The organism is Scandinavium sp. M-37, assembly GCF_043558715.1.
GTDB classification, from domain to species: Bacteria; Pseudomonadota; Gammaproteobacteria; order Enterobacterales; family Enterobacteriaceae; genus Scandinavium; species Scandinavium vulneris_A.
The window spans coordinates 152,306-174,158 of record NZ_JBIGIN010000006.1 but is presented as its reverse complement, the minus strand read 5'-3'; the positions used below and the strand labels follow the sequence as shown (position 1 = coordinate 174,158).

At 58.1% G+C, this 21,853-nt stretch carries 15 protein-coding genes; 3 read left to right on the top strand and 12 right to left on the bottom strand.

What is annotated here, in order from left to right; translation table 11 throughout:
• Nucleotides 1-80 precede the first annotated feature (80 nt).
• The 8 genes from ACG0Z5_RS07080 to bcsR form a co-directional block, all read right to left on the bottom strand.
• Nucleotides 81-1,367 (bottom strand): dicarboxylate/amino acid:cation symporter, encoded by a 1,287-nt coding sequence (locus tag ACG0Z5_RS07080; protein WP_394446288.1) that lies wholly within the window; start codon nucleotides 1,365-1,367, stop codon nucleotides 81-83.
• Between the two features lie 145 nt (nucleotides 1,368-1,512).
• Entirely contained in the window at nucleotides 1,513-3,519 is a 2,007-nt protein-coding gene (hmsP, locus tag ACG0Z5_RS07075) for a biofilm formation regulator HmsP (RefSeq protein ID WP_394446287.1), read from the bottom strand.
• Nucleotides 3,520-3,671: 152 nt separating this feature from the next.
• Nucleotides 3,672-6,986, bottom strand: a complete 3,315-nt coding sequence (gene bcsC / locus ACG0Z5_RS07070) for a cellulose synthase complex outer membrane protein BcsC (protein ID WP_394446286.1) — start codon at nucleotides 6,984-6,986, stop codon at nucleotides 3,672-3,674.
• Nucleotides 6,968-8,074 (bottom strand): cellulose synthase complex periplasmic endoglucanase BcsZ, encoded by a 1,107-nt coding sequence (gene bcsZ / locus ACG0Z5_RS07065; protein WP_394446307.1) that lies wholly within the window; start codon nucleotides 8,072-8,074, stop codon nucleotides 6,968-6,970. The genes bcsC and bcsZ overlap by 19 nt, the downstream gene beginning before the upstream one ends.
• A 6-nt stretch (nucleotides 8,075-8,080) precedes the next feature.
• Nucleotides 8,081-10,459: a cellulose biosynthesis cyclic di-GMP-binding regulatory protein BcsB gene (gene bcsB / locus ACG0Z5_RS07060; protein ID WP_394446285.1), complete on the bottom strand. Its 2,379-nt coding sequence runs from the start codon at nucleotides 10,457-10,459 to the stop codon at nucleotides 8,081-8,083.
• Nucleotides 10,460-10,469: 10 nt separating this feature from the next.
• Nucleotides 10,470-13,088 carry a UDP-forming cellulose synthase catalytic subunit gene (gene bcsA, locus ACG0Z5_RS07055; RefSeq protein ID WP_394446284.1) on the bottom strand — a complete coding sequence of 873 codons (2,619 nt, stop codon included), beginning with the start codon at nucleotides 13,086-13,088 and terminating at the stop codon, nucleotides 10,470-10,472.
• Entirely contained in the window at nucleotides 13,085-13,837 is a 753-nt protein-coding gene (gene bcsQ, locus ACG0Z5_RS07050; RefSeq protein WP_394446283.1) for a cellulose biosynthesis protein BcsQ, read from the bottom strand. The genes bcsA and bcsQ overlap by 4 nt, the downstream gene beginning before the upstream one ends.
• Nucleotides 13,838-13,847: 10 nt before the next feature.
• The gene (gene bcsR, locus ACG0Z5_RS07045) at nucleotides 13,848-14,036 is read right to left on the bottom strand and encodes a cellulose biosynthesis protein BcsR (protein WP_394446306.1); all 189 of its coding nucleotides are present in this window, start codon (nucleotides 14,034-14,036) and stop codon (nucleotides 13,848-13,850) included.
• A gap of 218 nt (nucleotides 14,037-14,254) precedes the next feature.
• Between bcsR and bcsE the strand changes: the two genes are divergently transcribed.
• The 3 genes from bcsE to bcsG are packed head-to-tail and all read left to right on the top strand — an operon-like array spanning nucleotide 14,255 to nucleotide 17,680.
• Entirely contained in the window at nucleotides 14,255-15,814 is a 1,560-nt protein-coding gene (gene bcsE / locus ACG0Z5_RS07040; protein ID WP_394446282.1) for a cellulose biosynthesis protein BcsE, read from the top strand.
• Entirely contained in the window at nucleotides 15,811-16,008 is a 198-nt protein-coding gene (gene bcsF / locus ACG0Z5_RS07035) for a cellulose biosynthesis protein BcsF (protein ID WP_394446281.1), read from the top strand. Before bcsE ends, bcsF begins: the two co-directional genes overlap by 4 nt.
• Nucleotides 16,001-17,680 (top strand): cellulose biosynthesis protein BcsG, encoded by a 1,680-nt coding sequence (gene bcsG / locus ACG0Z5_RS07030; protein ID WP_394446280.1) that lies wholly within the window; start codon nucleotides 16,001-16,003, stop codon nucleotides 17,678-17,680. The genes bcsF and bcsG overlap by 8 nt, the downstream gene beginning before the upstream one ends.
• A 156-nt stretch (nucleotides 17,681-17,836) precedes the next feature.
• On the opposite strand, the gene dppF is transcribed toward bcsG, so the two are convergent.
• The 4 genes from dppF to dppB are packed head-to-tail and all read right to left on the bottom strand — an operon-like array spanning nucleotide 17,837 to nucleotide 21,769.
• Nucleotides 17,837-18,850 (bottom strand): dipeptide ABC transporter ATP-binding subunit DppF, encoded by a 1,014-nt coding sequence (dppF, locus tag ACG0Z5_RS07025; RefSeq protein WP_394446279.1) that lies wholly within the window; start codon nucleotides 18,848-18,850, stop codon nucleotides 17,837-17,839.
• Nucleotides 18,847-19,830, bottom strand: a complete 984-nt coding sequence (dppD, locus tag ACG0Z5_RS07020) for a dipeptide ABC transporter ATP-binding protein (RefSeq protein ID WP_319627142.1) — start codon at nucleotides 19,828-19,830, stop codon at nucleotides 18,847-18,849. The genes dppF and dppD overlap by 4 nt, the downstream gene beginning before the upstream one ends.
• Before the next feature lie 10 nt (nucleotides 19,831-19,840).
• On the bottom strand, nucleotides 19,841-20,740 hold the full coding sequence (gene dppC / locus ACG0Z5_RS07015; protein ID WP_319627143.1) for a dipeptide ABC transporter permease DppC: 900 nt from the start codon (nucleotides 20,738-20,740) through the stop codon (nucleotides 19,841-19,843).
• Between the two features lie 9 nt (nucleotides 20,741-20,749).
• Nucleotides 20,750-21,769, bottom strand: a complete 1,020-nt coding sequence (gene dppB / locus ACG0Z5_RS07010; protein WP_394446278.1) for a dipeptide ABC transporter permease DppB — start codon at nucleotides 21,767-21,769, stop codon at nucleotides 20,750-20,752.
• Between the last annotated feature and the right edge of the window lie 84 nt (nucleotides 21,770-21,853).

The window sequence follows — 21,853 nt, the reverse complement described above, 5'->3', positions numbered from 1 at the left end:
CGAAAAATAAGGTCAATTATGCGCAGGAGCCCGTAGTCCATCAAGCGACTACGGGCAGATTCGGGGGATAAGTCGCGGGATTATGAGGAAATTTGCTGAGATTTCTCGCTAGGTGTACGGTTATTGAGCGTGTCGTCCAGCTTCTGTGGGTCCAGCTCTTTCACCCATTTCGCCACCACGATGGTTGCCACGCCGTTGCCAACCAGGTTGGTCAGGGCACGCGCTTCCGACATAAAGCGGTCAATACCGAGGATCAGCGCCAGACCCGCCACCGGTAAATGACCGACCGCAGAAAGGGTCGCCGCCAGCACGATAAAGCCACTGCCCGTCACCCCGGCCGCCCCTTTCGAGGAGAGCAGCAGCACCACCAGCAGCGTAATTTGATGCCATATATCCATATGGCTGTTGGTCGCCTGGGCGATGAACACCGCCGCCATTGTCAGATAGATGGAGGTCCCGTCGAGGTTAAACGAGTATCCGGTCGGAATAACCAGCCCCACCACCGATTTACGGCAGCCCAACTTTTCCATCTTGTCGAGCATACGCGGCAGCGCGGACTCCGACGACGAGGTGCCGAGCACAATCAACAGCTCTTCGCGGATATAGCGGATAAATTTGAAAATGCTGAAGCCGGTGACGCGTGCGATAGACCCCAACACCACCACCACGAACAGAATACAGGTAATGTAGAAGCAGATAATCAGCTGACCGAGCTGCACCAAGGTGCCAACGCCGTATTTACCGATGGTAAACGCCATCGCCCCGAAGGCCCCAATCGGTGCCAGGCGCATGATCATGTTGATGATGCCGAAGATGACCTGCGAGAAACTTTCAATCACGTTGAAAATCAGCTGGCCTTTATGGCCCAGACGATGCAGGGCAAAGCCGAACATCACCGCGAACAGCAGCACCTGTAAAATGTTGCCGCTGGCAAACGCGCCGATCACGCTCGACGGAATGATATCCAGCAGGAAGGCGACAACCCCCTGATCTTTCGCCTGCTCGGCGTAGACCGCCACCGCATGCGCATCCAGCGTTGCCGGGTCAACGTTCATCCCCGCGCCGGGCTGCACCAGATTGACGATAACCAGGCCGATAATCAGCGCCAGGGTACTGACCACTTCAAAATAGAGCAGCGCCACGGCCCCGGTTCGGCCCACGGCTTTCATGCTCTCCATCCCCGCAATACCGGTTACCACGGTACAGAAGATAACGGGAGCAATAACCATTTTGATGAGCTTAACGAAGGCATCGCCAAGCGGTTTCATTTGCGTGCCCAGTTCCGGGTAGAAGTGGCCGAGCAGAATACCGACCGCAATCGCCGTTAGCACCTGGAAATAAAGGCTTTTAAACAGAGTGGTTTTCATAGGATGTCCTTAAGATAAAACCACAGGCTAAGAGGGGTTTTTATTCGCCTGCGGCTCTAAAATAACATCCGATATACAACACAGAAACATTTACCGGGGCAAATGTTAAAAACTTTGAGCTGACTCGCGCAAGCGCGCAAAAATATTACGCGCTTACATCGTCAGTTTGCGTTGAGAGGTATTGCTGTTCGAACACGTCCGGCGGCACTGCGCGGGCAAACAGGAAGCCCTGGGCGATATCCACCCCGGCGGACTTCAGCCACGCCAGCTGGGCGTCATTTTCCACGCCTTCCGCCACAATGCTCAGGTCCATGCTGCGCGCCAGCTGGATAATGGCCGATACCATACTGGTATCGTCCGGTAGGGAATCGACAAAAATCTTGTCGATTTTGAGGATATCCACCGGCAGCGATTTCAAGTGCTGAAGCTGGCGCAGGCCCGCGTAGCCCATGCCGAAATCGTCCAGCGCAATCTGCACCCCTGCATTGCGCAGCGGACGCAGGATAGCCACCGCGGCTTTCGGGTCGTCAATTCGACGGCTTTCCGTCACTTCCAGGATAAGCGTGCCGGGCGCGATACGGTAACGGCTGAGCAGTTCCAGCATGTCGGCCACCATATCGTGATGCAGCAGTTGCAGCGCCGACAGGTTGACCGACAGCGGCAGCATAATGCCGCGACTCTGCCACGCCGCCAGCTGGCGACAGGATTCTTCCAACACCCAATAGCCCACGGTGACCATCAGACCGCAGGCTTCGATGCGCTCGATAAGATCGGCTGGCAGCTCCCAACTCCCGTCCGGCTGGCGCTGGCGCAGCAGCACTTCCGCGCTACACACCTTTCCGCTGGCGATGTCGGTCTGGGGTTGCAGCCACACTGCAAACTGCTGATTATCAAGGGCGGAAAGAATATCGCTCTCTTCGGTCAGCCGCTGTTGCGCTTTTTCCATCTGCGCTGGGTCGAAAAACTCAATCTGGTTTTTGCCTTTTCGCCGCGCGGTAAAGGCCGCGGAGACGGCCCGGCGGTAAAGCTGTTCGGCGTTCAGTTCGCCGTGGAACATGGCGATGCCGATGCTGGCGCTCGGACGCAGCTGAATGCCCTGCAACGGCAAACGCTCATTTATGATAGTGAGTACTTGCTGACCTAACGTAATCGCGTGCCACGGCTCTTTCACCCCGTGCGCCAGAATCGCGAAGTCATAGGCGCTGACCTGAGCCAGCACCATGCGCGACGAAATCACCGATTTAAGTTTCTCGGCCAGCGTCAGCAGCAGCATCTCGCGCTGGCTTTCCTGCAACACGCCAGCGGTGTCCTGTAAGGTCTCACACGCAACGATCATCAGCGCGGTGGTCTTCTTATGCGCCACCGTCTGCTCGAGCAGCGCGAGTAAGAATGCCTTGTTCGGCAGGTCAGAGACCGGGAAACGGGTGGAGTGGCTGCACAGCTCGGTGTGCTGGCGCAGGATAATCTGTTGATTGCGGTTGTAGCTGCGCACCAGCATGCCGATTTCATCGTCATGATGCAGGCGCGGGAGCGGCAGCTGATGGCCAACCCGCTCATCCGCCGGGAGATCGTTCAGCTCGCGAGCCAGCGCGCGCAGCGGGCGCACAATCAGGCGGTTGATGCACCAGGTGATCGCCACGGTCAGCATCAACACTAAAAGTAAGTAAGCAGTCACCAACGTTGCAAGTGCGCTCATCACGAATTTATAGGTGCGGTACGAGTCTGATTGCAGCACCAGATAGGCCAGCGGCTGTGGGTTAGCCGGGCGTTCCAGCGAATAAATCGGCAGTGAAATCTGCACCGGCAGCTCAAACAGCCGGGTAATCATCACCGGCACCGGGCGCTCTTCAATAAAGCGCATCCGCAGGGCCTGGAACTGATTGGGCAGCACCACGTCGGCCCGGCTGACAATCCCCGCGGGCTGGATGCGTCCGAGAATGGTTTCCGCTTCGGGAATATCCCCTTTCAGGATCGCGGCGGACAGCGGTTCACGCACCGCCCGGGCCACGCTTTCCAGCTGGGTGGCGGTGGTAAAACGGTTTTGTTGCACAAAATGGAACAGCAAAATGGCGCAAAAGACGAACGCAAACACCATGGTGACACCTGCCACCATAGCCATCTGTTTAATTGTGAGTGAGCGGCTAACGCGCAAAAGAACTCTCCCCAGAGTGAAACCACGCCGTTTGGCGCATCACGGTAATGCCGGGTTAGCACAATTGAACCCGGCATTACGTGATTTCCGGCACATTATACGCTAAGTGTTCCATCATCGGGATGAATGAAAACGTATTTAAGCCTATTCCGTTACCAATCGGCGTAAGGCACCAATGGCTGCGGAGGCAGGTCCATGTCACCCTGCCAACCCGCGGCAGAATAGCGGACGTACAACAGCGCGTGGCTTGGGGTGTAATCCTTCGCCTGCTGAATATCGACTGCCGCACCGATAAACCAGTTGGATGTTACCCGTCGCTCGATTAACGCATGAGCGGTATACCCGAAGCCGTTGCTGCTGCTGCCGTCATCAATCTGTCCTGCATTCGGATAATTGGCTGGCAACAGATTTTGCTTAGGATAACGCGCCTGCGAATTATTTTTCGAGTGCGACCACGAAGCCGAACCGCCCAGCTCCCAGCTCCAGTTTTCCGTGCGCTGACGCCAGTTCACCGGCACCGCAAACGACACATACTGTTGCGGGCTGTAGTAGCCCCCCTGGCCGAGGCTATAGCCGCTGAGGTCTTTGTCGTAATGCCAGAGCATGTTGTTCAGGCCGACGGTCACCCGGCGATCATTTTCGTTCACCAGTTTGTAGTAATACCCGGCCATCCAACGGGCGCGCCAGTTATCTTCCACGTTCTTACCGGTCAACGAGTCGGCGCTCAAAGAGGCCCAGACGCCATTGGCTTCGCCTTTGTCATAGCTCAGGCTGACCCCGCCCCCGTCGGCGCGAACGCCGCCCCAGGTGGTGCCGGTATTGGTGTCTTTCTGTCCGCCAAACGCCAGCAGCGAGCTGGAAATCGGGCGGCGATGGCCTTCCACCGTGTAGCCCAGTGAGCCAATGCTACTGCTGTAGCTCAGGCCACCGACCACATCCACCACGTTAAAGCCCATCGGCGTGGTGCCGATGTCAAAATTCCAGGTAGCGTTATGCCAGCCGACCGCCACGCTCGCGCCGCTGTCGCTTTGGCTCTTATCCCCGCCGTGACAGGCCACTTCGCCACAGGTGCCCCAGTTCGGCGAGTAATCGCCGTTGCTGTCGGTGGAGAAGCTCCCGGCGTTCATGGTGACGTAATCACTTCGGAAGAACATGCGCCCATCGGCCAACGGGGCATCCACCTGCAGCATGGTGGTGTGCGCTTTCAGGTCGGAATAGCCCCCGGTGCCGCTGGAGCCCCAGTAGTTATGCTCGAGGGTGACGTTCAAGTCCTGCTGACGATAGAGGTCCGCCGCATCGCTGCGCACCCCACGCTTGAGCCAGTCATCTTTCTCATCGTTACGCGTCAGGCGGGTAAAGGTGTCGTTATCCTGCGGACGGGTCGGGGTAATGCCCGCCGCCACCATCGCATCTTTATAACCGTCCAGCGCCTGCTGCGGATGGCCGGTCTGCACCTGGAAGCGCGCGCTATCCCGCAGGACCAGCGCCGTATCCATCGAGGCGGGCTGTGCTTTTGCCTGCGGCACAATAGAATTGAAAATCTGCTGGGCCTGCGCGGTATCGCCCAGACTGGCGTCCACCAGCGCCATCCGCCGCTGGGTATTGAGCGAGCGCGTTTCACCCGCCGCAGGTGGGTTCAGCGTGGCCAGCTGTTCGCGCGCGGCGGCATCATTGCCCGCCGCGGCATACACTTCCGCCAGACCGAGACGTGCATCCTCGTTGCTGGCCTCTTTCGCCAACACCGCGTTGTATTCGGTCACCGCCGTGCGGGTGTCGCCCCGCTGCTGCGCCCAGTCGGCGAGGGTTAAATCAATTCGCGTCGACGGGGGCTGCTGTTTCAGCAGCGCAATCGCCTGGTCCTCATGCCCGTTGTCACGCAGCAGATTGGCTCTCTGCATCACCTGATCGAACTGCAAACGGTCGGCCAGTTCCTGAATATTGTCATTCCACTGGCTTTTCGGCAGGGCGTTGAGGTGTGACAGCGCCGCCATGTCCTGGCCGTTGCCCGAGAGATACAGGCTGTAGGCGTAGACCTGCTCCGGATCGCCCGATTTCTGACGCGCCAGATTCATCATCAAACTGTCGGCTTCGCCGCGCTGCCCGGCGCTGGACAGATCCTTCGCCAGACGATAGGTGATCCATACGCTGTCGGGATCGAGCGCCAGCCTGCGCCGCTGAACCTCAGCGGCCTGCGCCCAGCGGCCCTGATTCTCCAGCGCTTCCGCCTGCTGTGACAGACGGTCGTTGGTCAGGCTACGTTCGATATCATCAATGCTTTTGCGCTGGCTGGCAGACAGGCTCTCGATGAAAGCCGTCGCCTTCTCAGGCGACTGCGCGCGATAGATATTCGCCAGGCCGCGCACCGCATTGCTATTGCCGCGATCCAGGCGCAATGCCTGCTGGTAGTAACGTTCAGCCGCGGCGTTATCTTTGCGGGCTATCGCCACGTCGCCGAGGCCCAGCACCGCATAGCTGTTGGTGTTATCTACCCGCTGTGCCTGCTGATAAAAGCGCTGCGCCTGGTCGAGATTTTGGCTTTTCAGCGCCGCATCGCCTTTGCGGATCAGCGGCCAGACGATTTCCCAGGTCTGCGGCTGGCTGGCCTGTGCCTCAGCCACGGCGGCGGCTTTCGCCTCCTGTTGAGCCTTGGCACGGAACGTCGGATCGGCGAGTTGGGTTTGCTGCTCCGCTAACTGGGTCCGCGCCTGATCGGCCAGATCGCCGGTGGCGAATACGGTCAGGAAACGCTGAAGCGCTTTGACGCTGCTGTCGTTAACCGGGCTATTCTTGACCTGGTCATACCAAATATCGGCTGCCGTATTGCGCCCGGCGCTCGATTTCGCCATTTGCTCCAGCACGGCATAGCCTTCCGCGCTGCGGTTATCGCTGAACAACGTTTTCGCCAGCGTGGTTTGCAGCTGGACGTTGCCCGGGTACTTTACATTCAGGGTCTGCAGTTTGCCGACCGCCTCTTTATGACGGGCGGGCAGTTTCGCCACCGCGGTCCAGTATTCCACCGCCATGTCGCCGTCCGGCGGCGTGCCGTTAAACAGCTGGTCGTACTGGGCGATCCCTTCCTGTACGTGCCCGGTAGTGACCTGCAAACGCGCTTCCTGCAACGCCTGACGGCCTTTGCCGCTGGACAGTTTCAGTTCGCTTTGGGAAGACTTATAGGCCTCGGAATCCGGGGCCAGGGTTTTCAGGCGGTCGAGCTGCTTCTGCGCGCCTGCGGCATCACCCTGACGCAGCAGATAGCGCATTCGGGCGGCAATCACCTGGGGATCGTCAGGCGCAATCAGCTCGAGACGGTACAACGACTGACGCACCAGGTCGTCGCGCTTGGCGGATTCCCCGAGGCGCACCTGGCTCATGAGTTGTTCTTGTGCAGTAGTCGGCGCGGCATGGGCGACAGGCGATAGCGCAATGCCGAGCGAGAGGCTGAGTAAACTTAATGAGAACTTACGCATGCCTGGCCCCAGTCAGGTAAAAGCTCACCGCGGGCGGTGAAACGAAAACGATGTTGATCCCATCCTTGTCCGAACAGGGTCAAAACATAGCTGAAATAGGCGTCATTGCCGGGGAAATTATCGGCGACGCGCTGGCGTTGTAGCGCCTGAGCATCACGATTTTGCAGGAACGGCAGCAGCGATGCGGAGAAGCCCACCGGCCCGTTTCCTTCCACCTTCCCGGTGGCGATATCGATTTTTTCTGGCGGTAAGCCCGCCTTTTCTGTTTGGGATGCCATCGGTTTGAACTTCGCCAGCAGCCGTGCTTTTTGCGGGTCGGCGTCGTTCAACATCCCGATCCACAGATAGACGCGGATCGCGTCATAGCTGCCGAGCAGCGATTTATCCTGCTTGAGCTGCCAGCCTTTTTTCTTGTCAAAACGCACCCAGTTTGGCGAGTAGCCTTTCGGCGCGGTTTCCAGCAGCAGCCGCAGATTGGTCGCCTGGATGGCATTCCACGGCGCGCCGTAGCGCACAAAATAGTTCGCCAACTGCGGCGGGAGATAGCTTGGGTTGAAACGCCAGCCCGCATCGTCGACAAAGCCGACTTTGCCCGGCAGCAGCATCGAGCCCAGGCCCGGGACTTTCACCACTTCGTCACTGGCAATCCGCGACAGTAGCGCTTTACCGGCTTCGCTGTACGCTGGCATCTTCCACAAGCGCCCGGCTTCCAACAGCGACCACGCAATCCACACGTCACCATCGGCGGCGGAGTTGCTGTCAAGCACGCTCCAGCTGTTGTCCTCTTTTTTACCCCACAGCCAGCCCGGTAGATGGGCTTTGATATCGCCTTGTGCCAGGTTGTTCTGCGTCCAGTCGAACAGTGAGGCAAACGCCGCGCGGTCATTGGCCGCTAAGGCGAAGAACATCGCATAGCTCTGCCCTTCGGAGGTGGTAATTTTGCGCGCGTCGCTCGGGTCAATAACGCGCCCGCCGTCGCTGATATAGTCTTTCTTAAACTGCTGCCACGCGGGCCAGTCGCAGGCGGCTGAGGCCTGCAACGTCACCAGCGTGAGTAGCGCCAGGCAGCCCTGGCGTACACCTTTCATCATCGTTTACTCATCATCCGGATCAAGACGGCGGCGGCTAATGATGCGCAGCAGACGCCACAGCACCCACGCCAGCAGAACCACGCTCAGCGCAGCCAGGATCGATAACAGAATCGGGTGGTTGGAGAGGGCGAACCACACGCGTTCGTACCACGGCAGGTGGCCGACGTAATACACGTCGCCCACGCGCATGCTGTTCACGCCAGACTCACGGATAACCGACACCGAACCAAACATCGCCGCCCGTTTGCCGCTGTCGTTTAGCGCCTGATTGAGCAGCTCGGAGCCGCGCGGGCTGTCGGCCATCAGCGCAATGACGCTGCGCTGATCGTGGTACGGAGACTGGAAGCCAATGATCGCCGCCATCGGGCCTTTGGAGCTCACGGTAGTCTGCGACATCGGTTGACGTTCATAGTTATCGAGCGTCACAGAGGACAAGGCATTGTGCCGCACCGGGGTTTTCACCCAGCTTTGGGTGGCGTTCACCAGCAGCTCGATATGCTGGTCGTCTTTCAGTTTGTCAGGAATGGAACCGATCAGCAGGATATCTGCATCCTGCTTCTGCATCTCGCCCGGTTCGTCGGTCAGCTTCAGGTTCGCGCCGGTCAGGCCCACCTGACTCCCGATGGTCGCCACGCTGTCCAGCAGGGTGCTGACCTGGTCAGCCGTTGGATTTTTCGGCATCACAATCAGCGTGTCGGAGAGATCCGCCATGCGGCTGAACGGGAAGCCCGCATTGGCAAACGCGCGCAGATCCGGCATTGCCAGGAAGTGATAGTAGTTGGAGAAGTCGATGGTTGAATCGTCCCCAATCACCACGTTGTTCTTGATCGGCTGGAAAGTAATGCAGTTTTCAACCGTCCCGCCCGGCATCGGGTTGGTGTACTGGAAGTCGAAACGCAGCTGGTTCACCGCCCCCAGACGCAGCGCCGGGATCGACACTTCGTTTTTGCCGTCAATCAGACCCTGAACGATCGGCAGACGCATCAGCAGGCTGTGCGTGTCCTGGCTGCTGTTCAGGCTATAGGATTGCAGGAACTGGTTGTTGAGGTTGATATCCATCCGCGAACTGTCTTTGATGGCGGGCTGGGTATAGCGATACTTCAGATCCATATCGATACCGTTGCTGCGCAGCAGATACAAATCCGGCGGCAGGTTCAGCGACAGGTTAATCGACGCCGGTTCCAGCCCGGTGGACTGCAGCTGCTGGTCGTAGGATTTCAGCTCACCGAAGGTGACTGCGCGCTCGGTATTCACCCAGTTCGGGGCATCGTAAGGCTTGCGCTTGAGCAGCGATTTAATGTCATCGACGGTGACGCTTTCGCCACGGAACAGGATGTTACCTGCGGCGATACCGTTTGCAGCCTGCAACAGATCTTTGTCATCCCGACCCAACACCACCAGCAGCTTGTTGTACGGATCATTCGGGTTGTCGATCATGCTGATCGTCGGGGCCTTCACCAGCGGATAGTCACGCAGGAAGTCCGGGCGTTTATCGTTGGTGGCGAAGACGATGGCGTTGCGGTCCGGCACCTGGTTATACAGCACCGGGAAGGTCTGACCACGCCAGCCCGCTCGTGAGCCAAACCACGAGGCGACAATCGCCGCCGCTTTCTGCTGGTTAATATCCGGTGTACCCGCAAAGACGATCGGCAGATTCAACGGACGATTATCACGGGAATCAAAGAACGGCACCGGGAAGTGCGACAGATCGTTTTTGACATTCAGCTGCTCGAGCGTCATGTCCAGCGAGGTGTTACGCGCCACATCCAGCCACAGTGTGGTGCTGGCGGTGTTTTCACACACGTCGCGGTAGTGACCGACAAACTCCAGACGCACGTTATTTAAATCGGTGATGAACAGCGGGTCGACCGGGACCTGGGCCATCACTTTTTTACCCAGCTGTTCTTTGGTGACCGGCAGCACGCCCATCAGTTCATCGTTGAGATACACCTTCAGCTGCGACTGCACCGGCAGCAGCGCGGGCGAGGGGGTATACACCAGATTCAGCACCGCTTTGGAGACCACTTCGTCACTGCGGGTGCCGAACTGCACTGAGCCGGTTGGGTTGGCGCCTTTCAGCACCATGCTGCCCGGTGCGGGCGCGATTTGGGCGAAGCTGAGCTTCACGTCGCGAGTAGGCGAATTTTCAACCACCGCAGGGGTTGCCACCGCATCAGCGCTGACCGCTGCCGGGTCAGTCACCGTTGGACTGACCATCCCCGGCGTGGCGGTAGCCGGAACCGGCGCTGCCGTCGTAGGGTCCGCGTCTGCCGCGGTGGCAGGCGCAGCATCGGCTGCCGTCGTTTCGGAATAGGTTGTCAATGGGATAAAAGCGCTCACACCCACTGCCGCTGCGCACATCCAGGAAAGTTTTCTTTTCATCGTATAGTCATCATTGTTGAGCCATAGCCGGTTCAGGCAGTGTCGTTCCCGCGTTGCGCTCCGGGCGGCGCGGTATGAAAGAGACAACCCAGGCAACCAGAGCCAGAAGCGATCGGAAGATAAATTTCACCGAAGGCGGCGCGAATTCCGCCAGGTGGCGATAGCCACGGAACCCCAGTTTTAAAATGTCCAGCATACTCTCCAGCGGTTTGTCTTCCGGATAGCTGTCCTGCCACAGCGCCCAGGTATCGGCGCGGGCAAAGGTACACTGAACAAAATCGATATGCTGACGGGTCGACATCGGCAGCAGTTTCAGGCCGACTTCGCTGCCCATCACGCGGGTGACCTGCATCGGGAAGGCATACTCCTGCTGGCCGCGTTTGAGCAGCAGGCTAACGTTTTGCCCTTCCAGCACCTGCGCCTGACCGTTGATTTGCAAGCCCACGCCGCCGTCGGAGAAGTCCTGCAGCGTACAGGAGAACAGGTGTCCATCTTCCCGGGCAATCGCCGCAGGCATTTTCATTTCAACACGGTGGGAGCGACGCACCTGCTTACTTTCCACCGACACCGCCACCGCGCCGCCGAGAATAATCAGGTTGTAGAACACCCACACGATACTGACCCACACGGTCAGAATTTCATTTTCCGGGCCGGTAAAGTGCCGCCAGATACCCACGGCGATACCGACCAGATTGAGGATAACCAGATACAGATAGGGCCGGGAGATAACCCAGTCGACGTACTCCTCTTTCACCAGACCGCCCTTCGCCGTCACGTTAAAGGTGCCGATTTTCGGGTTAATCAACGCCACGATGGTCGGCGGGGCGATATACCAGGCCAGCACCGTTTCGTAAATCTCACTCCAGAACGAGTGGCGATATTTGCCCTGAATCTTCGAGTTGGTCAGGCTGGCGTGGATCATATGCGGCAGCACGAACAGGGCAATCATCAGCGCCGGGGCGTAGATGATATAGGCATGCAGCAGCAGGAACGCCAGCGGCGCGGTGAGGAAGATCAGACGCGGCACGCCGGACAAGAAGTGCAGCATGGCGTTGGCATAACAGATGCGCTGGGACCACTTCAGCCCTTTGCCGAACAGCGGGTTATCCATACGGAAGATTTGCACCATCCCGCGCGCCCAACGAATACGCTGCCCAATGTGCGCCGACAGGCTTTCGGTTGCCAGACCGGCCGCCTGTGGGATACGCATGTAGGCCGACGTATAGCCGCGACGGTGTAAGCGCAGCGAGGTGTGCGCATCTTCGGTGACCGTTTCAACCGCAATGCCACCGACTTCATCCAGCGGGCCACGGCGGATAACGGCGCAGGAACCGCAGAAGAACGTCGCATCCCACATGTCGTTCCCGTCCTGCACCAGACCGTAGAACAGCGTGCCTTCGTTCGGCGTTTTACGGAAACGGCCGAGGTTACGCTCGAACGGATCAGGTGAGAAGAAGTGGTGCGGGGTCTGCATCACGCCAAGTTTCTTATCTTTCAGGAACCAGCCGACGGTCATTTGCAGGAAAGAACGTGTCGGCACGTGGTCGCAGTCGAAAATAGAAACCAGCTCGCCTTTCGCCAGCTTCAGGGCGTTATTGATATTGCCCGCTTTGGCATGTTCATGCGTGGTACGCGCCACGTACTCCACGTTCACGTCTTTGGCGAACTGACGAAACTCCTCGCGACCGCCATCATCAAGGATCCAAATTTTAAGTTTGTCCTTCGGCCAGTCAATCCCCAACGACGCATAGACGGTGTTTTTCACCACGTTGAGGTCTTCGTTATAGGTCGGGATAAAGATATCGACCGACGGCCACAGGGCCATGTCTTTCGGCAGCGGCACCGGCTGGCGGTTGAGCGGCCAGATGACCTGGAAATACCCCAGCACCAGCACTATCCAGGCGTAGGTTTCGGCAAACAGCAGCGTCAGGCCGCACACCAGGCTGACCGGGTCGTCCCAGTTCAACGTCGAGGTATAGCGCCACCAGATATAGCGGCAGGAGACCGTCAGCGACAGCACCACCAGCATCAGCGCCGAGAAACGCCCCGGCATCCGGCGCACCAGTAAGGCCACGCCCCACAGCAGCAGCAGGAAGATAAACTGTGACAGCGGATTAAACGGCTGGGTGACACACACCAGCGCCAGCAGCAGCGAGCCCCCCACCACCACGCCGAGGATCAGTTTGCGCAGCTTCGGGTTGACGTGGGCCAGTTCCTTTTTATGGTTTATGTGCTCGGTTTTCTTACTCATCCGCTCGGGCAAATCCTCCATCCATTGATGGTAACGCCCGCGCGCACCGCTTAGCACCTTCAGCCCTTTCCAGTTGAAATTCTTTCGCTCTCCCATCGGGCGGGTCGCCAGCAGCCACAGGCTTTGCAGCAGATAGCGTACCGGGTCGAGCGGGCGCGGGCGATGGGCGTCGATATGGGGGTAGTAGGTATGATGGTTGGCGCGGATCTGCTGCCAGCGCGGGTGCTCTAAGGGAAACAACAGCCACGCCAGCGCCACCCAGAAACAGCCCAGTGTCGCCCCAAGCCAGGACGCGTTGTGCTGCCGATAGTCGAGGTAACGCGCGCGCAGACGCGCCCCCGCAAGCGGTGCCAGCAAAAGGGCGGTAAGGCGTATCATGGCGCCTGCTCCATCGCCTCGTGCATCCCGGCGTAGTGCATCACACACCAGTTGGCGAGAGTGATCACTTCTTCCGCCGCCAGAGAATCACCGCGATATTCCCCCAGCGGCTGCTTGGCGGCCAGGCACTCGGCGATAGATTCATCACGATGGATAACCACCGGCAACATGCGCGGCTGGCTTTGCAGCCAGATACGGTAAATGTCATCCTGGACATGGCTGCCGATACGTAAATCGTTAATCAGAATGTGGCCATGTTTGGGCAAGATTTGTTGATGCAGACGGATATGCGCATTGGCATCCGGATTGACGATGGTCAGCATGTGATGACAGGCTTCGATCAACGGCTGCATCCACGGCGCAACGTCATGCGGGAGATCAATCAGGATCCAGCGACGCGCTCCCTGCGGGTGCAGCGTTTTGACAATCTCAGCCGCCTGATTCAGAACCGGTGTCAAAACGTTAACATTTAACCGTTCCGCTAGAGAAAGCTGGCCAAACGGCAGAAAATCGAGTTGAGAGGTATAGCGCATCCCGGCATCTCGCCAGTCCTGACCGTCAAGCAGCGCACGCGCCCAGCCATCACGGTGAGCAATGTCGTCATTGAAGAAGTAGCGCAGCATATTATCCGGGCAGGCATCAATAATCAGAACCGTCTCGCCCAGCGTCTGCAACGCCCAACCCAGCGCGGCGGTCAGCGACGTGGTTCCGGTGCCGCCTCGCAGGCCCTGTAATCCCAAAATGGCCATTCAGGCTTCCTTATTTTTGTTCTGCAAACTCGGCCAGCAATGGCCAGCGCTTTAAGGCGGCGGCAAGATGCTCGCGTTGGGAAATATCGGTATAATCTATTTCAGGCAATGAAAATGCCCGACTTAAAGCCAAAAAATCATTTTGGAAGGTGTAACCAGGCATTGAATCTGACTTTGTCCGGAGTTCATTTTCAGACATTTCTTTTGACCCTTCATCGGACATTTGGTGGATAAACGTATCGGACATTCCTTTGATTCAAGAAACTAAAACACGGGTTCATCAGCGAGATACACTCTGTCCGAACGGGGGATTCGTTAACATGCTATGACTGTTACTCTTTAATTTCAATGTTAGGTTTAATCTGAGACTTTTGCTAGTAAACTACTACGTAGTCAAACCTGAACACGAGGGACACCGTGGACCCTGTATTTTCACTTGGAATCCAGTCCTTATGGGACGAAGTTAGCCATATGCCTCTGGGTGGTGTCTGGTGGATGAACGTTGAACGTCGTGAAGACGCCGTGAGCCTAATGAATCAGACGATTGCGGCACAGAATTCTGACGCGAAAGTCGCCGCAATTACGATGGGGGAAAAACCCCACAAATTAGTAAAACTAAATGCATCTCACGGCCCTGAGAAAATACGCCTGTTCAACATGCCAAAAAATGAAAATGGTCTATACTCGCTGCGCCAGGATCTGCTTTGCTCATTAGATCCGGCCGGGTATTTATTTATCCTGTTGTGTTCAGATAATGCCTGGCAGAATATCCCGCCAGAGCGCATCAAAAAATGGCTGAATAGCACCCAGAGCTGGGCCAAATACTACGGCTGCTCGTTACTTATCCTAAATCCGGGAAACAATACGGATTCTCAGATCTCACTCCTGCTGGCTGAATATCGCGCCCTTTCCGGTTTGGCGAGCCTGCGTTTCCTGGGGGATAGCCACCTGCTGGATATTGCGTTTTGGGCTAATGACAAAGGCGTCAGCGCCCGCCAGCAGCTACAGGTCAATAACAGTGGTAATACCTGGCAGTTGGCGGAGCAGGAAGAAACGGTCGTTCAGCCGCGCAGTGACGAAAAAGATGTGCTCAGCACCAAAAGTGCCCTTGAAGGCGCTCCCCCCTTGTCCGAACACTGGACGGTGTTTGATACCAACGATGCGGTGTTTAATGCCGCCCGCTCCGCGCAGGCCGCCACCGTCATTTTCACCGTGGAACAAACCAGCCAGATTGAACAGCTGGCGCATGACATTCACACCCTGCGCCGTCAGCGCGGCAGTGCGATGAAAATTGTGGTGCGTGAAATCACCGCCAGCCTGCGTGCTACCGACGAACGCTTACTCCTGGGCTGCGGTGCGAATCTGGTGGTGCCGTGGAATACTCCGCTTTCCCGCTGTCTGACGCTGATTGAAAGCGTGCAGAAACAGCAGTTCCAGCGCTACGTGCCGGATGAGATTGGCACCCTGCTGTCGATGACCCAGCCGCTGAAACTGCGCGGTTATCAGAAGTGGGATATCTTCTGTAAAGCGGTACACAACATCATGAACAACCCACTGTTGCCTGCCGATAATAAAGGGGTCATGGTGGCGCTGCGCCCGGTGCCGGGCCTGCGCGTGGAGCAGGCATTAACCCTGTGCCGCCCCAACCGCCTGGGCGATATCATGACCATTGGCGATAACCGCCTGGTGATGTTTTTGACCTTCTGTCGCATCAATGACCTCGACACTGCCTTAAATCACATCTTCCCGTTACCGACCGGCGATATCTTCTCTAACCGTATGATCTGGTTCGAAGATAAGCAGATTACGGCCGAAATCGTGGAAATGAGCGCAGTGACAGCCGACCGCTGGACCGCGCCGCTGCCGGTAACCACTGAAAAGAACAAGGTGATGAACGCCGTCCACGATGGGCGCAGCTGGCGGCGCTACCCGGAACCACACCGTCTGACTGACGCCCAGGGAGGACAACCACAATGATGTCTATTGCCGATATTATTCAGCTGGTTGTGCTGTGCGCCCTGATTTTTTTCCCTTTGGGATACATCGCGCGTCACTTTTTCCGCCGCATCGAAACAACCTTTCGGTTGATGTTCTTCAGACCCCGTTACGTAAAACCGGCTGGTGTCCTGCGCCGGTCAGATCTCGTCAAGGCAAAGCAAAACGATGACTAACCCAACTCAAACCGCCGTCTCCTCATCGCCATTCTGGCAATACTGGCGCGGCCTTTCTGGATGGAACTTCTACTTTCTGGTGAAGTTTGGCCTGCTGTGGGCGGGATACCTTAATTTTCATGCGCTACAGAACCTGGTGTTCATGGCGTTTCTGCTGCTGCCGATCCCCAACCGCAAACTGCATAAACTGCGGCACTGGATTGCCATTCCGGTAGGGATTGCGCTGTTCTGGCACGATACCTGGCTGCCTGGCCCGGAAAGCATTATGAGCCAGGGCTCGCAGCTGGCGGGCTTCAGCATGGATTATATTGTCGACCTGGTGACGCGCTTCATTAACTGGCAGATGGTGGGGCTGTTCTTCGTCCTGCTGGTCGCGTGGCTGTTTTTATCCCAGTGGCTACGCGTGACGGTCTTTACGGTCGTCATTATGGTCTGGCTGAATCTCATCACCGTGGTGGGCCCGAACTTTTCGCTGTTCCCTGGCGGGCAAAACACCGGCACGGTGACCACCACCGGCGGCACTGCGGCGGCCACGGTGGCAACGGCGAACGCGAAACCGGTGGTCGGCGATATGCCTGCACAAACCGCCCCGCCAACGTCGGCCAACCTGAACGCGTGGCTGTCGAGCTTCTACGCGGCGGAAGAAAAGCGCCAGACCACTTTCCCGACGGCGTTACCGGAAGATGCACAACCGTTCGAACTGCTGGTGATCAACATCTGTTCCCTCTCCTGGGATGATATTGAAGCCGCCGGTCTGGCCCAGCATCCGCTGTGGTCGCACTTTGATATCGTGTTCAAACACTTTAACTCCGCGACCTCCTACAGCGGCCCGGCGGCGATTCGTCTGCTGCGCGCCAGCTGCGGTCAGCCGTCGCATACCAATCTTTATTCGCCAGCCGCCAAGCAGTGTTATCTGTTCGATAACCTGGCCTCGCTGGGCTTTAAAACCCAGCTGATGCTCGGCCACAACGGCGTGTTTGGCGACTTCCTGAAAGAGCTGCGCAACTACGGCGATATGCAGGCCCCACTGATGGACCAGAAAGGGCTCCCGGTCAATTTACAGGCCTTCGACGGTTCCCCGGTATATGACGACCTGGCGGTGCTGAAGCGCTGGCAGGAAGGGGAAGGTAAAGAGGATGGCGCGCGTACGGCGACCTTCTTCAATATCCTGCCGCTGCACGACGGAAACCATTTCGCAGGCCAGAGCAAAACCGCCGACTATAAAGTGCGTGCCCAGAAGCTGTTTGATGAACTGGATACCTTCTTTACCGAGCTGGAAAAATCAGGCCGGAAGGTGATGGTGGTGATTGCGCCGGAGCACGGCGGCGCGCTGAAAGGCGATAAAATGCAGGTATCCGGCCTGCGTGATATCCCCAGCCCAAACATCACCAACGTACCGGCAGCGATTAAATTCTTCGGCATGAAAGCCCCGCATCAGGGTGCCGCCATTGAAATCGATCAGCCGAGCAGCTATCTGGCGATTTCGGAACTGGTTGCCCGCGCGCTCGACGGCAAAATGTTCACCGAAGACAGCGTCAACTGGGAGCAATACACCAGCGACCTGCCACAAACCGCTCCGGTTTCCGAGAACTCCAACGCGGTGGTTATCCAGTACCAGGGCAAACCGTATGTCCGTCTCAACGGCGGCGACTGGGTGCCTTACCCACAGTAATCGTTCCGCGTAACAACAAAAAACCCGCTGTGATGGCGGGTTTTTTAATATAAAAAAACCGGAGCCTTAGGCTCCGGTCAGATTGCTGTCAACGTGCTCACGCGCCCGGCGGCGCTACTCTTGCCGGGCCTACGGTCTCTGTAGGCCCGATAAGCGTCAGACCAGCGGCTTCTCACCGTTCTCGTCCTGATCCACCGCGAAGCAAGCCACCAGTTGACCGTCGTAGTCTTTCAACTGCGGCTGGAGCTGGGTGCAGGGGCCAAAGCGACGACGGCAGCGGGCGTTGAACGCGCAGCCCGGCGGCGGATTCAGCGGGCTAGGCAGCTCGCCGGTCAGCTTGATACGCTCGCGGCGATCGTCCGGATTCAGGCGTGGTGTCGCGGACAGCAGCGCCTGGGTGTACGGATGACGCGGATTGCTGAATATCTGCTCCTTGGTGCCTTTTTCCACACAGCGGCCGAGGTACATCACCATCACTTCATCGGCAATGTGCTCAACCACCGACAGGTCGTGGGAGATGAACACGTACGACAGGCCCATGTCCTGCTGCAAATCCATCATCAGGTTCAGCACCTGCGCACGGACGGAAACGTCGAGCGCCGACACCGGTTCATCGGCAATCACCACGTCCGGGTCGAGCATCAGCCCACGCGCGATGGCGATACGCTGGCGCTGACCGCCGGAGAACATGTGTGGATAGCGGTCATAATGCTCGGTTTTCAGGCCCACTTTGGCCATCATTTCCAGCACTTTTTCCTTGCGCTCCGTCTTGCTCAGGCTGGTGTTAATTTGCAGCGGCTCTTCAAGGATCTGGCTGACTTTCTTGCGTGGATTCAGCGAGCCATACGGGTTCTGGAACACAATCTGGATTTTCTGACGGCGCAGCTTTTCCGCGGTGGCGTCGGGTTGAAGCAGATCCTGGCCCTGATAGTAAAGTTCGCCGCCGGTCGGGATTTCGATCATCGTCAGCAGGCGGCCCAGGGTGGATTTACCACAGCCGGATTCGCCCACGACCGCCAGCGTTTTACCGCGTTCGAGGGTGAACGACACGCCGTCGAGGGCTTTCACCAGGCGCTCCGGGGCAAAAATGCCCTTCTTCACCGGGTAGTGTTTTTTCAGGTCGATAGCCTGCAACAGCGGCTGTTGCGAGGTGGCCTCATGCGTACTCATCGTGTTGGCCTCCCGGCATCATCGAGGGGGTAATGGCATTTGGACTGACGACCGCCGTCGACGGCGTTCAGTTCCGGTTCTTCACTGCGGCATCGGTCGGTGGCATACGGGCAGCGCGGGTTGAGCAGACAACCCAGCGGGCGGTCATATTTGCCCGGCACCACGCCCGGCAGCGAGGCCAGACGCGCTTTATCCTGGGCAAACTCCGGCAGCGCACGCAGCAGCGCCTGGGTATACGGATGCCGCGGCGCGCGGAAGATATCCTGCGCGGCCCCGGTTTCCACCACCTGGCCTGCATACATCACGATGATTTTGTGTGCCGCTTCCGCCACCAGCGCCAGGTCGTGGGTGATCAGCACCAGCGCCATGTTCTCTTTCTGCTGCAGTTCCAGCAGCAGCTCGATGATCTGCGCCTGAATGGTCACATCCAGCGCGGTGGTCGGTTCATCAGCAATCAGCAGCTTCGGACGACAGGCAATCGCCATCGCAATCATCACGCGCTGGCTCATCCCGCCAGAGAGCTGGTGCGGATACACGTCCAGACGCGAAGCCGCATCGGGAATGCCCACCAGGTTCAGCAGGTCAATGGCGCGCTGACGACGCGTTTTCTTGTTGCCGCCCTGATGCACCTTAATCGCTTCCATAATCTGGAAACCTACGGTGTAGCACGGGTTAAGGCTGGTCATTGGATCCTGGAAAATCATTGCCACTTCCGCGCCCACCAGCTGGCGGCGTTCTTTCTCGGAAATGCGCTTCAGGTCGCGACCGTTAAACTCCAGTTTGTCCGCCATCACGCGGCCCGGGTAATCAATCAGCCCCATAATCGCCAGCGAGCTGACGGATTTGCCGGAACCAGATTCCCCGACGATGCCGACCACTTCGCCCTGCTTTACGCTATAGCTGATACGGTCCACGGCGCGAAACGGGGTGCCTTCGTCACCGAAGTGCACCGATAATTTATCTACATTTAATAACGCCATCTCGTGCCTCTTACTGCTTCAGTTTGGGATCCAGCGCGTCACGCAGACCGTCGCCCATCAGGTTAAATGCCAGCACCGTAAGCAGGATCGCCAGACCCGGGAAGGTCACGACCCACCAGGCGCTTTGCGCGAACTGCAACACATCGGAGAGCATGGTGCCCCACTCCGGTGTTGGCGGCTGCGCACCCATGCCAAGGAAGCCAAGAGCGGCCATATCGAGAATGGCGTTCGAGAAACCGAGCGACGCCTGAACAATCAGCGGCGCAAGGCAGTTTGGGAAAATATTGACGAACATCTGGCGCATCGCGCCCGCACCCGCCACGCGAGATGCGGTCACGTAGTCGCGGTTAACCTCGACCAGCACCGCCGCACGGGTTAAACGCACGTAGTGCGGCAGGGCCACGAAGGTCAGCGCCAGGGCGGCGTTACCTATCGACGGCCCGAATATCGCCACCAGCACCAGCGCCAACAGCAGGCTCGGCAGGGCCAGCATGATGTCGACCACGCGCATGATGATGTTATCGACGATGCCGCCGAAGTAGCCCGCCACCAGACCGAGGATAATCCCCAGCACCAGCGACAGCACCACCACCAGACAGCCGACCAGCAGCGACAGACGCGCGCCGTACATCAGACGCGACAGCACATCGCGGCCCACATCGTCGGTGCCGAGCAGGTGCGACAGCGTGCCGCCTTCCTGCCAGAACGGCGGGGCCAGCAGCGAATCACGGAACTGCTCCGCCGGGTTATACGGGGCGAGGACGTTAGCGAAAATGGCGACGATCATCACCACCACCACATATGCCAGACCGACCACCGCGCCTTTATTACGTTTAAAGTAGTGCCAGAACTCCTGCAACGGGGTCATGGGCACCGGTGCAGCAACTTTAGTTTCAGTGACTTGTGACATGATGGCCCCTTACTTCCTATGACGAATACGCGGGTTCACCACGCCGTACAGCAGGTCGACCAGCAGGTTAACGAGGATAATCATCGTCGCCACCAGCAGGACCCCGCCCTGCACCACCGGATAATCACGGCGTTGCAGAGCATCAATCAGCCAGCGCCCAAGGCCCGGCCAGGAGAAGATGGTTTCGGTCAGGATCGCCCCGGCCAGCAGCGTGCCGACCTGCAAACCGATAACCGTCACCACCGGCAGCATGGCGTTACGCAGCGCATGGACGATGATGACGCGCATCCGGGTCAGGCCCTTCGCACGCGCGGTACGAATATAGTCTTCGCCGAGCACTTCCAGCATCGCCGAACGGGTCATACGCACAATCACCGCCAGCGGGATAGTGCCGAGCACCACCGCAGGCAGCACCATATGCGCGATGGCGTCAATGAAGTCGCCCGGTTCGCCCCAGATGGCGGTATCAATCAGCATGAAGCCGGTCAATGGCAGGGTATCGTCGAGGAACACCGAATCGCTGATACGCCCGGAGACCGGGGCCAGATTCCACTGCACCGACACCAGCATGATAAGCATCATGCCCCACCAGAAAATCGGCATTGAATAACCGGTCAGGGCGAGGCCCACGGCGGTGTGGTCGAAGATGGAGCCGCGTTTTACCGCAGCGAGGACACCGACCGGGATCCCGACGGCAACCGCGAAAATCATGGCGCAAACGCCAAGTTCCAGCGTGGCTTTAAAGCGCGGAACAAACTCGTCCCACACCGGCAGACGGCTTTTCAGTGAAATGCCTAAATCGCCGTGAAGCACACCCCAGATGTAATGGAGATACTGTTGCCACATTGGCTTATCAAGGCCCAATGCAGCCAGAAGCTGTGCGTGACGCTCAGGGGATATACCGCGCTCACCGGCCATAATCATCACCGGGTCACCCGGGATCATATGGACAAAGGCAAAGGTCAGCAGGGTAATACCGATAAAGGTCGGGATGACTAATCCCAGACGTCGGAGGATGAACTGCAACATAACCCGGACTCTCTCTCATGACACACTGCCTGGCGACAGCGCATCTGTATTGCTCACAAACATAAATTCCCTCGCCCCTTAGGG

Excerpts from the sequence above, each read along its gene's own strand:
- ACG0Z5_RS07080 (WP_394446288.1), bottom strand. The coding sequence starts at position 1,367 with ATGAAAACCACTCTGTTTAAAAGCCTTTATTTCCAGGTGCTAACGGCG.
- bcsC (WP_394446286.1), bottom strand. The coding sequence starts at position 6,986 with ATGCGTAAGTTCTCATTAAGTTTACTCAGCCTCTCGCTCGGCATTGCG.
- bcsZ (WP_394446307.1), bottom strand. The coding sequence starts at position 8,074 with ATGAAAGGTGTACGCCAGGGCTGCCTGGCGCTACTCACGCTGGTGACG.
- bcsB (WP_394446285.1), bottom strand. The coding sequence starts at position 10,459 with ATGAAAAGAAAACTTTCCTGGATGTGCGCAGCGGCAGTGGGTGTGAGC.
- bcsA (WP_394446284.1), bottom strand. The coding sequence starts at position 13,088 with ATGATACGCCTTACCGCCCTTTTGCTGGCACCGCTTGCGGGGGCGCGT.
- bcsQ (WP_394446283.1), bottom strand. The coding sequence starts at position 13,837 with ATGGCCATTTTGGGATTACAGGGCCTGCGAGGCGGCACCGGAACCACG.
- bcsR (WP_394446306.1), bottom strand. The coding sequence starts at position 14,036 with ATGTCTGAAAATGAACTCCGGACAAAGTCAGATTCAATGCCTGGTTAC.
- bcsF (WP_394446281.1), top strand. The coding sequence starts at position 15,811 with ATGATGTCTATTGCCGATATTATTCAGCTGGTTGTGCTGTGCGCCCTG.
- bcsG (WP_394446280.1), top strand. The coding sequence starts at position 16,001 with ATGACTAACCCAACTCAAACCGCCGTCTCCTCATCGCCATTCTGGCAA.
- dppF (WP_394446279.1), bottom strand. The coding sequence starts at position 18,850 with ATGAGTACGCATGAGGCCACCTCGCAACAGCCGCTGTTGCAGGCTATC.
- dppD (WP_319627142.1), bottom strand. The coding sequence starts at position 19,830 with ATGGCGTTATTAAATGTAGATAAATTATCGGTGCACTTCGGTGACGAA.
- dppC (WP_319627143.1), bottom strand. The coding sequence starts at position 20,740 with ATGTCACAAGTCACTGAAACTAAAGTTGCTGCACCGGTGCCCATGACC.
- dppB (WP_394446278.1), bottom strand. The coding sequence starts at position 21,769 with ATGTTGCAGTTCATCCTCCGACGTCTGGGATTAGTCATCCCGACCTTT.